Source organism: Streptomyces sp. NPDC027185, assembly GCF_055567035.1.
Map to the genome: position 1 here is coordinate 291,997 of NZ_JBVHRF010000008.1, position 12,874 is coordinate 304,870.

The 12,874-nt window shown below is 74.7% G+C and carries 12 protein-coding genes; 10 read left to right on the forward strand and 2 right to left on the reverse strand.

Translation table 11 applies throughout. The features are described 5' to 3' along the window. Position 1: 1 nt before the first annotated feature. Positions 2-424, reverse strand: coding sequence for a hypothetical protein (locus tag ACZ4M8_RS25595; protein ID WP_467611102.1), 423 nt, complete (start codon positions 422-424; stop codon positions 2-4). 49 nt (positions 425-473) lie between these two features. After that, positions 474-1,412, reverse strand: coding sequence for a LysR family transcriptional regulator (locus tag ACZ4M8_RS25600; RefSeq protein WP_467611104.1), 939 nt, complete (start codon positions 1,410-1,412; stop codon positions 474-476). A 267-nt stretch (positions 1,413-1,679) separates the two neighbouring features. On the opposite strand from ACZ4M8_RS25600, the gene ACZ4M8_RS25605 reads away from it, so the two are divergent. From ACZ4M8_RS25605 to ACZ4M8_RS25650, 10 genes are all read left to right on the forward strand, one after another. Further along, positions 1,680-2,606 (forward strand): ABC transporter substrate-binding protein, encoded by a 927-nt coding sequence (locus tag ACZ4M8_RS25605; protein ID WP_467611106.1) that lies wholly within the window; start codon positions 1,680-1,682, stop codon positions 2,604-2,606. Beyond that, positions 2,603-3,550: an amino acid ABC transporter permease gene (locus tag ACZ4M8_RS25610; RefSeq protein WP_467611108.1), complete on the forward strand. Its 948-nt coding sequence runs from the start codon at positions 2,603-2,605 to the stop codon at positions 3,548-3,550. The genes ACZ4M8_RS25605 and ACZ4M8_RS25610 overlap by 4 nt, the downstream gene beginning before the upstream one ends. Continuing rightward, entirely contained in the window at positions 3,547-4,335 is a 789-nt protein-coding gene (locus tag ACZ4M8_RS25615) for an amino acid ABC transporter ATP-binding protein (protein ID WP_467611110.1), read from the forward strand. The genes ACZ4M8_RS25610 and ACZ4M8_RS25615 overlap by 4 nt, the downstream gene beginning before the upstream one ends. Positions 4,336-4,363: 28 nt before the next feature. Then, the gene (locus ACZ4M8_RS25620; protein WP_467611112.1) at positions 4,364-5,542 is read left to right on the forward strand and encodes an NAD(P)/FAD-dependent oxidoreductase; all 1,179 of its coding nucleotides are present in this window, start codon (positions 4,364-4,366) and stop codon (positions 5,540-5,542) included. A gap of 402 nt (positions 5,543-5,944) precedes the next feature. Continuing rightward, complete coding sequence (locus ACZ4M8_RS25625) at positions 5,945-6,787, forward strand: FAD binding domain-containing protein (RefSeq protein ID WP_467611114.1); 843 nt, start codon at positions 5,945-5,947, stop codon at positions 6,785-6,787. Further along, on the forward strand, positions 6,784-9,213 hold the full coding sequence (locus tag ACZ4M8_RS25630; RefSeq protein WP_467611116.1) for a xanthine dehydrogenase family protein molybdopterin-binding subunit: 2,430 nt from the start codon (positions 6,784-6,786) through the stop codon (positions 9,211-9,213). The genes ACZ4M8_RS25625 and ACZ4M8_RS25630 overlap by 4 nt, the downstream gene beginning before the upstream one ends. Before the next feature lie 72 nt (positions 9,214-9,285). Next, entirely contained in the window at positions 9,286-9,810 is a 525-nt protein-coding gene (locus tag ACZ4M8_RS25635; protein WP_467611316.1) for a (2Fe-2S)-binding protein, read from the forward strand. Continuing rightward, positions 9,810-10,622: an SRPBCC family protein gene (locus tag ACZ4M8_RS25640; protein WP_467611118.1), complete on the forward strand. Its 813-nt coding sequence runs from the start codon at positions 9,810-9,812 to the stop codon at positions 10,620-10,622. The genes ACZ4M8_RS25635 and ACZ4M8_RS25640 overlap by 1 nt, the downstream gene beginning before the upstream one ends. Before the next feature lie 320 nt (positions 10,623-10,942). Beyond that, a complete protein-coding gene (locus ACZ4M8_RS25645; protein ID WP_467611120.1) occupies positions 10,943-11,437 on the forward strand; it encodes a MarR family winged helix-turn-helix transcriptional regulator in 495 nt (164 codons plus the stop codon). Positions 11,438-11,626: 189 nt separating this feature from the next. After that, a complete protein-coding gene (locus ACZ4M8_RS25650; protein WP_467611122.1) occupies positions 11,627-12,802 on the forward strand; it encodes a L,D-transpeptidase family protein in 1,176 nt (391 codons plus the stop codon). Positions 12,803-12,874: the final 72 nt, after the last annotated feature.

Sequence of the window (12,874 nt, forward strand, 5' to 3'; positions counted from 1 at the left end):
GTCAGGCGTCCGCGCCGCCGATCCGCATGTCCCGGCCCGCCTGGTAGACGCGGGCGTTGCCGGAGGCGGTGGCGTGCAGGGTGGTGCCGCCGGGCGCGGGGGCCTCGGGCGGGGTGAGGTCGGCCACGAGGGCGCGCAGGTCGGCGGCGAGTTCGGGGTGGGCGGTGAGCAGGCGGCGCAGCCGGCCCTGCCATTCGGTGCCGCTGCCCTCCGCGACGGTGTCCCGCCCCGGGCCCTCGGGTGCGGCGAGCAGTTCCTCGCGGGTGTCGTCGAGGTCGCGGGCGACGCCCGGTTCCTGCTCGGGGCGGGCGCGCCGCCACAGTGCGAGAAAACGGTCGCGTACGCCGTGCCAGGCGTCCGTCGTCAACGCGCCGATCAGCGCCGTGCCCGCGCTGCCCGCCAGTGCCGCGATCTCCGGATCCACAACTCCCCCTCGGGGTCGAACCGTTCGGACGTCCAGCCTACCGGGGTGATCAGACGGCGACGGGCGGCTCGGGGCGGGTGCGGCGTTCGGCGTCGATGGCGTCGGCGGCGGTGCGCAGGGTGCGGATCGCGCCGTCCAGGAAGGGGTTGGGGTCGGCGGCGCGGCGGACCGCGAAGACCCGGCGGACGTGGGCGGGGCCGGCGAGCCGGATGAGGTGGACCTCTTCGGAGGCGAGCAGCGCGAGTTCGGGGACGATGGCGACGCCGAGGCCCTTGCGGACCAGTTCGAAGGGGAGGTTGTAGTCGTTGGTGCGGAACAGCACCTCGGGGCGGAAGCCGCCCTCGGCGCAGATGTGCAGCAGGGAGCGGGCGGCGTCGGTGTCCTCGCGGTAGCTGATCCAGCGTTCGCCGGAGAGGTCGCCGACCCGGATGCGTCTGCGGCCGGAGAGGCGGTGGCCGGTGGGGACGAGGACGTAGAGCGGTTCCTCCAGGAGGAGGGTGGTCTCCAGGTCCTCGGGCCGGTTGTGCGGCACCATCCCGTATTCGAAGATCACCGCGAGGTCGAGGCGTCCTTCGGAGACGGCGGGGACGGTGGTCCGCGGGTCGCCCTCCTCGTAGCGGACGTCGACCTGCGGGCGGTCGCGGAGGAATTCCGCGAGGACGTCGGGGACGAGGCGGAAGCCGGCCGACCAGAAGCTGCCCAGGTGCAGCCGGCCGCGTTCGGCGGCGGCGAAGGAGCGCAACTCGTCCTCGGCCGACTCCAGTTCGGCCAGCAGCCGGGCGGCGCGGCGGGCCAGTTGCACCCCGGCGGCGGTGGGGCGGACGCTGCGCGGCGACCGTTCGAAGAGCTGGACGCCCAGGGCCCGTTCGACGGAGGAGATCTGCTGGGAGACGGCGGAGGGGGTGTACCCCAGGAGGCGCGCCGCGGTACGCAGCGAACCCGTCGCCACGACGTCGCGTACCGCCTGGAGCTGCGTGGGGGTCAGCATCAGGTGACGTTAACACCGGGGAGCGAGGCGCCACCAGGAGTGGTGCTCATGGCCGGGCGGGCGGGCGGCGGGGCCCCGCGGCGCGCGTCGGCGATCACGGGTTCTACCCCGGATGACGCCGTTCGCACACCCCTGTTCCGCCCGTTGAGATGCGACAGCTCAGCTGAACAGTGCGTCCATGGATGCTCACCCTGCCTCATCTTGTGTGCGGCCGCGGGCTCGCGCACATTGAGCGGTCAGTGGCCGACCCGGCAGAAGGGCAACTCCATGGACAGACCGCTCCCCGGCCCCCGGGCCCGTGGCAGGACGCGCCGGACGGTGGCCGGTCTCTGCGTCACAGCGCTCCTGCCGCTCACCGCGGCCTGCGGCGGCACCGATCCGACGACCCGGTCCGCGGCGCCGGTGCAGAAGAAGGACCCGGCGCTGCACGCCCTGCTGCCGCAGAAGATCCGGGCGGCGGGCACCCTGACCGTCGCGACGGGCGACGACTATCCGCCGCTGGTGTCGCTGGCGACGGACAACAGGACCCTGGTCGGGGTGGAGCCGGATCTGATCCAGGCGATCGCGCAGACCCTCGGGGTCAAGGTCACCTTCGTCAGGGCGAGTTTCGACAGTCTCATCGGCGGGGTGCAGTCGCACCGCTACGACCTGGCGATCCAGGCGATGCTGGACAAGCCCGAGCGGCGCGGCCGGATCACCTTCGTCGACTACTTCCGCACCAGCAGCTCGATCCTCGTACCCGAGCAGCGGGCGGAGGACATCGCGGCGCTGACGGACCTGTGCGGCAGGCAGGTCGCGGTCGAACAGGGCACGGCGCAGGTCGACGATCTGGCGGCGCAGCGGAAGAAGTGCGCGGCGGCCGGGGAGAAGGCGCCGGAGGTGCTGGTCTTCCCCGACTCGGTGGGCTGTTTCCAGGCGCTGTCGACCGGCCGCGCCGAGGCGTTCGTCGGCGGCACCCCGACCGTCGGGTACCAGGCGGCGCAATCCGGCGGCCGGCTGCGGAAGACCGGTCGGCCCTACCGCTTCCTGCCGTACGGGATTCTCGTCGACAAGGAGGACAAGGCGCTGGTCACCGCGGTGCGGCGGGCGTTGCAGAAGGTCATCGACAACGGCGGTTACACGAAGATCCTCACGGCGTGGAAGGTCCGGGCGGGTGCGCTCCGGCAGGCGACGGTGAACGGGGGCTCGGCATGAGCGGTCAGGCGCTGACGGCACGGGCGGGCGGCGGGCCCGCGGCGAAGACCCCGCCGGACGGGCGGATCCGGGCGGTGCCGCAACGGCACCCCGGACGGTGGGTGACCTCGGCGGTCCTCCTCTTCCTGCTGGTGTTCCTGGTGCAGGGGTGGGCGGCCAATCCGCGGATGCAGTGGGCGACGGTCGGGGAGTTCCTCTTCGCGCCGGTGGTGCTGGAGGGGCTGCGGACCACGCTGGTGCTGACCGTCCTCGCGATGGCGGTCGGCATCGTGGGCGGGGTGGCGGTCGCGGTGCTACGGATGTCCCCGAACCCGGTACTGGCACGGCTGAGCGCCCTGTACATCTGGGTGTTCCGCGGGACGCCGCTCCTGGTGCAGCTGCTGTTCTGGTACTTCCTGTCGGCGATCGTGCCGGTCATCGGCCTCGGCGTGCCGTGGGGGCCGACGTTCTTCCAGGTCGACACCAACCATCTCATCACCCAGCTGACGGCGGCGGTCCTGGGGCTGGGGCTGCACGAGGCGGCGTACATGGCGGAGATCGTGCGCGCCGGGCTGGCGTCGGTGGACGAGGGGCAGACGGAGGCGGCGCACGCGCTGGGGCTGACGCGGCGCCGGACGCTGCGGCGGATCGTGCTGCCGCAGGCGCTGCGGATGATCATCCCGCCCACCGGCAATCAGGCCATCTCGATGCTGAAGACCACCTCGCTGGTGTTCGCCATCGCCGTGCCGGAGCTGCTGACGTCGATCCAGGGCATCTACTCCCGCAACTTCCAGCAGGTGCCGCTGCTCGCGGTGGCGTGCGTCTGGTACCTGGTGGCGACGTCGGTGCTCAACGTCGGCCAGCACTTTCTGGAGCGCCGCTTCTCCCGGGGCGCGGACCGCTCCGCCCCGGCGCCCCGCGCCCGCCGCGGCTCCGCCGCCACCGCCGAGGAGGGCCGGTCATGACGACAACTCCCGTACAGCAGAAGGCCGTTGAGGTGGTCCGGGCCGAGGGGGTGCGCAAGAGCTTCGGCTCCGTCGAGGTGCTGAAGGGCATCGATCTGACGGTGCGGGCGGGCGAGGTGATGTGCCTGGTGGGCCCGTCGGGCTCCGGCAAGTCGACGTTCCTGCGCTGCGTCAACCATCTGGAGCGGATCGACGCGGGCCGGCTGTACGTCAGCGACGAGCTGGTGGGGTACGCCGAGCGCGGGGGCCGCCTCCACGAGCTGGGCGAGAAGGACATCGCGCGGCAGCGGCGCGCCATCGGGATGGTCTTCCAGAAGTTCCATCTCTTCCCGCATCTGACGGCGTTGGAGAACGTCACCGAGGCTCCGGTCTTGGTCAACGGCGAGCCGAAGGCGGCGGCGCGGGAGCGTGGCCGGGAACTGCTCGCCCGGGTCGGTCTCGCGGACAAGGCCGGCGCCTACCCCGCGCAGCTCTCCGGCGGGCAGCAGCAGCGCGTCGCCATCGCCCGTGCGCTGGCCATGCGCCCGCGGCTGATGCTCTTCGACGAGCCGACCTCGGCGCTCGACCCGGAGCTGGTCGGTGAGGTGCTGGACGTGATGCGGGGCCTGGCCGGCGACGGGATGACGATGATCGTGGTGACCCATGAGATGGGCTTCGCCCGGGAGGCCGGCGACACGCTGGTCTTCATGGACGACGGCGCCGTCGTCGAGTCCGGCCGCCCCGCCGACGTCCTTTCCTCCCCGCGCGAGGCCCGCACCCGCGCCTTCCTCCGCAAGGTCCTGTGACCCGCATCCGTCCTCGGCAGGAGAGACCATGTCCCGTGCAGTAGTCATCGGCGCCGGAGTGCTCGGCGCATCCGTCGCCCACCATCTGACACGCGCCGGGGTGGCGGTCACCGTCCTCGACGCGGGCGGCCCCGCGTCCGGGACGTCCGGCGCCACCTTCGCCATCGACGTCACCCACCTCAAGACCCCGTACTCCTACTACGCGTTGAACCGCCGCAGCGCCGCGGCGCATCTGACGCTGGGCGAAGAGGACGGCGCCGGGGCGCGGTGGCGGCATCCGGTGCCGCTGGTGCAGTGGGGACACACCGCGCAGGAGCGGCGGGTGATCGAGGAGCGGGCGCGGCGGCTGCGGGAGTGGGGCCATCCGTGCCGGACGACGGGCCCGGAGGCGCTGGCCGAGCTGGCGCCGGGCGTGGATCCGGCATCCTGCCGGGCCGAGGAGCTGGTGGTCCACGACCATGCCGCCTGGTACGACGCGCCGCTCTTCGTCCGCACCCTGCTGGACCGGGCGGTGCGGCGCGGCGCGGCCGTCCACCACGGGCTGCGCGTCACCGGGCTGCTGCGCCGCGGCGGGCGGGTCACCGGTGTGGAGAGCGAGGGCCGCCGCTGGGAGGCGGACCATGTCGTCAACTGCGCCGGTCCGGACGCCGGGCGGATCGCGGCGCTGGCCGGGGCGGCGCTGCCGCTGACCCGGATCCCGGGGCTGGTCGGCGAGAGCGTGCCGGTGCCCGAGGCGCGGCTGGGCGCGATCCTGGCGACGCCCGGGGTGGATCTGCGTCCGGCGCCGGGCGACCGGGTGTGCTCGATCTCCTGGCCGGTCGACGCCCGGCTCGCCCCGGACGGCGCTCCGCGCGGTGCCCAGGACCCGGGGCTGGAGGCGGAGTTGCACCGGCTGGGCCAGGAGGTGCTGCCCGCACTGCGGGGCGCGGCGGCCACCGCGGTGCGCCGGGGGATCCGCCCGGTGCCGGCCGACGGACTGCCGCTGGTCGGCGAGGTGCCGGACGCGCCGGGGCTGTACCACGTGGTCACCCACAGCGGGGTGACGCTGGCCCCGCTGCTGGGCGAACTGACCGCCCGGGAGCTGACCCTCGCCGCCCCGGTGGCCGAACTGGCGCCGTACCGCCCCGGACGTGAGCCCGCGACCGGCGTACGGGACGAGAGCCTTCAGGTGATGCGCGGTCAGCCGGGGGCCGGGGCTCGCCCGTAGGCCGCTCGGGCCGCCCACCGCTGCCGCGTCCTGGCCCCGGCGCCCCGTTCCGGGCGGCTCCGCCGGACGGCCCGGGTCGGCGGGCCCGCGGGTGAACGCGGGGGGCGCCCCCTTGCCACCACCCGATCGTACGTGTTCGGATTATCTCGGCGGTGGTCCCGCATCCCCCGCGGGATCACCGCCGATCAGCGTGTTCCCGTCCGACCGCAGCCGCCGTCCCGGGGCCCGCGCGGCCCCCGCCCTCCGCGCCCTCCGTCCCGCACGCCCCGCACGCCCCGCACGCCGCCGTCCCTCCCCGCACCGGACCCGCTCCCCCCGGCCGCGTCCCGTACCGCCCTTCGGCGGACGGCCGTCGTACGCGCTCCCCCCGGCGGGCCGTCGCCGTACGAACTGGAGTGAGTGATGAAACCCGCCGCGTTCCGCTACCACCGGGCCCGTGACGCCGAGGGCGCGGTGCGGCTCCTCGCCGAGTTGGGTGAGGACGCCAAGGTGATCGCCGGGGGTCAGAGTCTGGTGGCGATGATGGCGTACCGGCTCGCCCGGCCCCGGCACCTCGTCGACATCGGCGCCTTACGCGGGCTCGACCGGCTCGGGAACGACGGCGGTGCGCTGCACGTCGGGGCGCTGACCACCCATCACGCCGTCGAGCGGGCCCCGGACTCCGTCCTCGGCCCCGGCTTCGCGGTGGTGCGGGAGACGATGCGGTGGATCGGGCATCTGCCGATCCGCACCCGCGGCACGGCCGGCGGCAGCCTCGCGCACGCCGACGCGACCGCCGAATGGTGCCTGCTCGCCGTGGTCCTCGACGCCGAACTGCACGTCCTCGGGCCCGGCGGGACGCGCCGGATCGCCGCCGCGGACTTCTTCCTCGGCCCGTACACCACCGCCCTGGAGCCGGACGAACTCCTCGTCGAGACCGTCTTCCCGCGCCCGGCGCCGTACGCCGCGGTCACCGAGTTCGCCGAGCGGCACGGGGACTTCGCGCTCGCCTCCGCCGCCGTCGTGCTGGAGAAGGACGGCAAGGCGGTGCGCGGCGGGCGGGTGGCGCTCGGCGGCGTCGGCCCGGTGCCGCTGCGGGCGCCCGGGGCGGAGCGGGTGCTCGCGGACGGCGGCACCTTCACCGAGTGCGCCGAGGCGGCGGCCACCGCCCTCCCGCACGACGGTCCCGGGGACGACGGGCCGTACCGGCGGCACCTGATCCGCACGCTGGTACGGCGGGCCTGCGAGGAGGCGGACGCGCGATGACGGCGAGCACACCCGAGGAGCGGTGCGGCGAGGAGCGCGCGGGCGAGGAGCGCGCCGGGCACCCCGGCCCTCCGCCCGGCGAGGGCCCCGCGCCGCTGATCGGCCGCTCGGTGCCCCGGAAGGAGGACCCCCGGCTGCTGACCGGGCGGGGCCGGTTCGTGGACGACCTCACCGAACCGGGGGTGCTGTACGCCCAGTTCGTCCGCTCGTCGGTCGCGCACGGGGAGGTCACCGCGCTCGATCTGGACGCGGTGCGGGCGGTGCCGGGGGTGGTCGCCGCGTTCGACGCCGCCGACCTGGGGCTCGGGGACATCACCGCCCGGCTGGACCGGCCGCCGCAGGAGTTCGCCGAGACCGCGATGCCGGTGCTGGCGCGGCGCCGGGTGCGGTACGTCGGCGAACCGCTGGCGATCGTCGTGGCCCGGGACGCGTACGCCGCCGAGGACGGTCTGGAGGCCGCCCGCGTCGGCTACGAGACGTGGCCGCCGGTGGTGAGCGAGGCGGCGGCGCTGGCCGACGGGGCGCCGCTGCTGCACGCCGCGGCGGCCCGTAACACCCTGGTGGACGTCGCGCCGTTCGCCACCGAGGGCATCGACGACATCTTCGCCGCCGCCCACCGTGTGGTGCGGGTCGAGGCCCGCACCGGGCGGCAGAACGCGCTGCCGCTGGAGACCCGCGGCGCGCTCGCCCACTGGGACGACCGGGCCGAACAGCTGGTGCTGCGGACCTGCACCCAGGTACCGCACCAGGTACGGACGGTCGCGGCGGGCTGCCTGGGACTCGACGAGCGGGCGGTACGGGTCCTCGTCCCCGACATGGGCGGCGGTTTCGGGCTGAAGTGCGTGGTGGGCCGGGAGGAGATCGCGACCGCCGCGGCGGCGCTGCGGCTCGGCCGCCCGGTGAAGTGGACCGAGGACCGCAAGGACGCGCTGACCGCGTCATTCCTCGCCCGCGAGCAGCGCTACGACGTCCGCGCCGCGTTCGCCGCCGACGGCCGGATCCTGGGCCTGGACGCCGACATCGTCTGCGACATGGGCGCCTACTCCTGCTATCCGTTCACCGCCGGTATCGAACCGCTGATGGCCGCGGCGGAGCTGCCGGGCGTCTACCGGGTGCCCGCCTACCGGGTGCGCGGCCGGGCGGTGGCCACCAACAAGGCGCCGAGCGCGCCGTACCGGGGCGTCAGCCGCCCGCAGTACGTGATGGTGATGGAGCGGCTCTTCGAACGCGCCGCCCGGGAACTGGGCGTCGACGCGGTGGACCTGCGCCGCCGCAACCTCATCACCGACTTCCCGTACACCGGCGTCAACGGCATCACCTACGACCCCGGCTCGTACCGCGAGTCGCTGGATCTGTGCGAGCGGACGCTGCGCGCGGAGGGCTGGTACGAGCGGCGGGACGCGGCGGCGGCCGAGGGGCGGTGGCTGGGCATCGGCTACGCCTGCTTCAACGAGCGGACCGGCTACGGCTCCACCGCGTTCGCGCAGCGGAAGATGGAGCTGGTGCCCGGCTACGACCTCGCCGAGGTGCGGATGGACCCCGGCGGCGCGGTGAGCGTCACCACCGGCACGATGAGCCACGGCCAGAGCCACGAGACGACGCTGGCGCAGATCGCCGCCGACACCCTCGGGGTCGGCCTCGCGCGCGTCAAGCTCCACCAGGGCGACACCGACCGGGTGCCGTACGGCTGGGGGACGTTCGCCAGCCGGTCGGTGACGGTCGGCGGCAGCGCGGTGCGGCTCGCCGCCGAACGGCTCGGCGGGAAACTGCGGCGGCTGGCCGCGGCACGCTGGGACGTCCCCTGGGAACAGACCGAGCTGCACCACGGCACGGTGCGGCGCCGTGACGCCCCGGACACCGCGCTCCCGTACGCCGAACTCGCCGCGCTCGCGCACTTCCGGGCCCATCTGCTGCCGGCGGGCACGGAGCCGGGGCTGACCGCGACGGCGTCGTTCGACGTCCACCACGACGGGACGTTCTCCAACGCCACCCACGGCGTCGTCGCCGAACTCGACGCGGGCACCGGCGGCGTACGGCTGCTGCGGTACGTCTGCGTCGAGGACTGCGGGGTGGCGATCAACCCGCGGGTCGTCGAGGGGCAGTGCCGCGGCGGCATCGCCCAGGGCATCGCCGGCGCGCTGTTCGAGCAGATCACCTACGACGAGCGGGGCGAGCCGTCGGCGACCGGATTCGGCGACTACAAGGTGCCCACCGCCCAGGAAATCCCCGACATCACCCTCCTCCACCTGCAGACGCCGTGCCTAACCAACGCGACGGGCGCCAAGGGCGTCGGCGAGGGCGGCACGATCGGCGCGCCCGCCGCCGTCCTCAACGCCGTCAACGACGCGCTGCGCGCCACCGGCACCGAACTCGACACCCTGCCCGTCACCCCCCGAGCGGTGCACCGCGCCCTGCACGGCAGCTGACCCGCGCCACGCCCCGGACCCCGCCGACCGACCCTGGAGCCTGCCGTGAGCGACCATCCGCCCGACCTGCCGCTGACCGATCCGGCGGCCGCCGGTACCGACCCGGCGCTGGAGCGCCAGCTGCTGGAGCTGGACGTCAACGGCGCCGCGTACGAGGTGCTGTGCGAGCCGCGCCGCACCCTGGTGGACGTGCTCCGCCACGAGCTGGGGCTGACCGGCACCCACGTCGGCTGCGAGCACGGCGTCTGCGGCGCCTGCACCGTGCTGCTCGACGGCCGGCCGGTACGGGCCTGTCTGCTCTTCGCCGTCCAGGCGGAGGGCGCCGCGGTCCGCACCGTCGAATCACTCTCCGACGACGGTGAACTGAGCGATCTGCAACGGGAGTTCGCCGCCCACCACGCGCTTCAGTGCGGCTTTTGCACCCCCGGTTTCCTGATGCTGGCGGAGGGGTTCCTCGCCGAGCGGCCGGACGCGGGGCGGGCGGAGATCCGTGAGCTGGTCGCGGCGAACCTGTGCCGCTGCACCGGCTACCAGCCGATCACCGACGCGATCCACAGCTGCGCCACGGCCCGGCGCGCCGCCCGGAAGGAGAACTGATGCGGATCGGCAGCAGCGTGCCCGTCGCCGGGGAGCCGGCGGCGGTGTTCGCCCTCCTCAACGACGTACGGCGGGTGGCGTCCTGTATGCCGGGGGCCGTCCTCGACGGGCCGGACGGCGCGGACGGCGACGCCTGGCGGGGCCGGGTGACGGTCCGCGTCGGCCCGGTCGCCGCCGCGTACGGGGGCACCGTGCGGTTCCTGGAGTCCGACGCGGAGCGGCGGCGGCTGCGGCTCCAGGCGCGCGGTGCCGACCGGCACGGCCGGGGCGACGCGGAGGCGGAGGTGGTGCTGACGGTGACCGGCGACCCGGCGGGCGCCCGGCTGGACGTCGCCACCGACCTCGTGATCAGCGGCAAGATCGCCCAGTTCGGCAAGGGCGCGCTGGACGCCGTGGCCCAGCGGCTGCTCCAGCGGTTCGCGGCCAATCTGGGCGAGCTGCTGGCGGCGGAGCGGAGGGGCGGGGCAGCCGCGGAGGGAGAGACGGCCGCTTCTGGGGCCGGGGCGGACCACCCGGGGTCTGAGGCGGGCCACCCGGGGGCCGGGGCGGGCCGCGCCGCGTCTGCGAGCGCCGTGCAGCCGTCCGGCGGACCGGTCGACGCCGGGCCCAGGCCCGCGCCCGGCCCCGCACCCGGCCCCGCACCCGCACCCGCACCCGCACCCGCCGCGAACGGCCCGGCGCTCCCGGGCGGTTCGCCGGCCGCCCGGTACGGGCCGCTGGTGGCCGCCTTCGCCTTCGGTGTCTTCGAGGGCTGGCTGCTGACCCGCTTCGGCCAGCTGCGCCGCGAGGCGGCGCGGGCCCGGCGCGGGTGAACGTCCGGGCCGGGGTCCGGTGCGTGGCGGCGGAGGCTCCGGCCCGGTCGGCCCCGGACTCCCGGCACGGCCCGGCCCCGGGCGCCCGGCACGGCCCGGCCCCGGGCTTCTCCGCACGGCCCGGCCCGCGCCGGAAGGAGGCTCCGGCCCGGCCCGAAGGAGACTCCCGGCCCGGACCGGCCCGTACCGGTGCCCGGGTCCCGCATCGGGGGAGGTTCGGGGTCCGGCCCGCACCGGGTCTCCGGGCCCGCCCCTGGTCTTCCCCCCCATGGCCGGGATCGGCCCCGTCCGCTCCGCGATCACCGTGATTGAGTGGCCCCATGGCTGACGAGACCCCTGCGGGCACCGTTCCCGCGTCCGGGCCCGCGATCCCTCCGGCGCTCAACGGCGCCGCCGGCTATCAGGTGCGCCGGCTCCATCAGGCGTACCTGGCGCTGTGGGCGCGTGAGGTCGATCCGACCCTGACCGGGCCGCAGTTCGCGGTGCTGACCGCGGTGCAGGCGGCGCCCGGCCGCGATCAGCGGTCGATGGCGACGGCGGTGGCGCTGGACACCTCGACCATGGCGGACGTGGCCCGCCGCCTGGAGAGCCGGGGCCTGCTCGTCCGCCACACCGCCGCGGCCGACGGACGCCGCAAACTGCTCCACCTCACCGAGGCGGGCGAGCGGGCGCTGCGCGCCGCCCGCGACCGCCTCACCCTGCTCGACGAGCGGCTCTTCGCCCCGTACGGCGCCGAGCGGCGCGCCGAGCTGATAGGGCTGCTGACCTCGCTGGCCGACCGCTGGGAGGGGCTGGCCCAGGGCACCACCCCGTAGACCGTCCGTATCAGGAGCATCAGGACACGGGTTCTCTCCGACCGATACCGAATCGTGTCATTGAGGTGCGATCCGGCGGACAACCACGGAAGCCGACAAACCGTCTTCTCTCATGGCGGAACGTCCGCGCGGTGCGCCGCGTACACGTTCCGCACCCGTTTGTCTGCGCTCTGTGCCCTGGAGGAACCCGTGCTCGCCGCACCACGCCGTCATGCCGTCCGCTGGATACCCGCCCTGCTCGCGGCGGCCCTGGTGACCTCGTGCGGTACGGGGGCGACCGCCTCCCAGGCCCAGGAGCAGCCCGCCGCCAAGGTCACGGTCACCCCGTCCGCCGCCGGGAAGACCGCACCGCTCGGCTCCCCCATAGCGATACGCGCCGAGGGCGGCACGATCACCTCGGTCGAGGCGAAGGACGACAAGGGCGCCGCGGTCCCGGGGAAGCTGGCCTCCGGCGGCACGTCCTGGACCTCCGACGGCAAGGTCCGGCCCGGCACCACGTACACCCTGACCACCCGCACCACCTCCGACGGCGGGCGGAAGGCCACGAAGAAGACGGTGCTGACGACCGCCGCGGCCGAGCGCGTCAACAAGCTCACCAACTCCCCCGGCAACGGCCAGACCGTCGGCACCGGTATGCCGGTCTCGATCCTCTTCGACAACCCCGTCGACAAGGCCCGCCGCGCCGGGATCGAGAAGGCGCTCAAGGTCACGACCTCGCCGAAGGTCGAGGGCGCCTGGGGCTGGGTCACCGACTACTCCGGCAAGGACCGCATCGACTGGCGGCCGAAGACGTACTGGCCGGCCGGGACCAAGGTCACCGTCAAGGGCGCGCTGACCGGCGTCGACTCGGGCAAGGGCGGCTGGTTCGTCCGTGACTACGACTACGGCTTCTCCATCGGCGCCGACCACCGGGCCGTCATCGACGTCCCGTCGCACACCCTGACCATGTACGAGAACGGCAAGGCCGTCGGCACGGTCAAGGGTTCGGCCGGCTCGCCGCAGGCGCCCACCCGCGGCGGGGTGCACACCGTCCGCAGCAAGAACGCCGACGAGACCATGGACTCCTCCACCATCGGCTACGGCGACCAGTGGATGCTGGACGCGAAGTGGGTCACCCACCTCACCGCCTCCGGTACGTTCCTGCACTCCGCGCCGTGGAACAACTCCATCGGCGTGGTCAACAACTCCCACGGCTGCTTCGGCATGACCACCGCGGACGCCAAGCGGGTCTACGACTTCCTGCCGGTCGGCTCCACCGTCGAGGTGCGGGGCACCAGCAACACCGAGCGGACGGACGTCGGCAACGGTCTGGAGGTCTGGCAGGAGAGCTGGCCGCAGTGGCAGCAGCGCTCCGCCCTCCGCTGAGCCGCACCCCGCCTCTCCCGCACGCCCCGGCCCGGCGCCGTCCCTCACGGACGGCGCCGGGCCGCTGTGTGC

Bases quoted from the DNA above. Each gene is read 5' to 3' on its own strand.
- ACZ4M8_RS25600 (WP_467611104.1), bottom strand. From the start codon at position 1,412: ATGCTGACCCCCACGCAGCTCCAGGCGGTACGCGACGTCGTGGCGACG.
- ACZ4M8_RS25605 (WP_467611106.1), top strand. From the start codon at position 1,680: ATGGACAGACCGCTCCCCGGCCCCCGGGCCCGTGGCAGGACGCGCCGG.
- ACZ4M8_RS25610 (WP_467611108.1), top strand. From the start codon at position 2,603: ATGAGCGGTCAGGCGCTGACGGCACGGGCGGGCGGCGGGCCCGCGGCG.
- ACZ4M8_RS25615 (WP_467611110.1), top strand. From the start codon at position 3,547: ATGACGACAACTCCCGTACAGCAGAAGGCCGTTGAGGTGGTCCGGGCC.
- ACZ4M8_RS25620 (WP_467611112.1), top strand. From the start codon at position 4,364: ATGTCCCGTGCAGTAGTCATCGGCGCCGGAGTGCTCGGCGCATCCGTC.
- ACZ4M8_RS25625 (WP_467611114.1), top strand. From the start codon at position 5,945: ATGAAACCCGCCGCGTTCCGCTACCACCGGGCCCGTGACGCCGAGGGC.
- ACZ4M8_RS25630 (WP_467611116.1), top strand. From the start codon at position 6,784: ATGACGGCGAGCACACCCGAGGAGCGGTGCGGCGAGGAGCGCGCGGGC.
- ACZ4M8_RS25640 (WP_467611118.1), top strand. From the start codon at position 9,810: ATGCGGATCGGCAGCAGCGTGCCCGTCGCCGGGGAGCCGGCGGCGGTG.
- ACZ4M8_RS25645 (WP_467611120.1), top strand. From the start codon at position 10,943: ATGGCTGACGAGACCCCTGCGGGCACCGTTCCCGCGTCCGGGCCCGCG.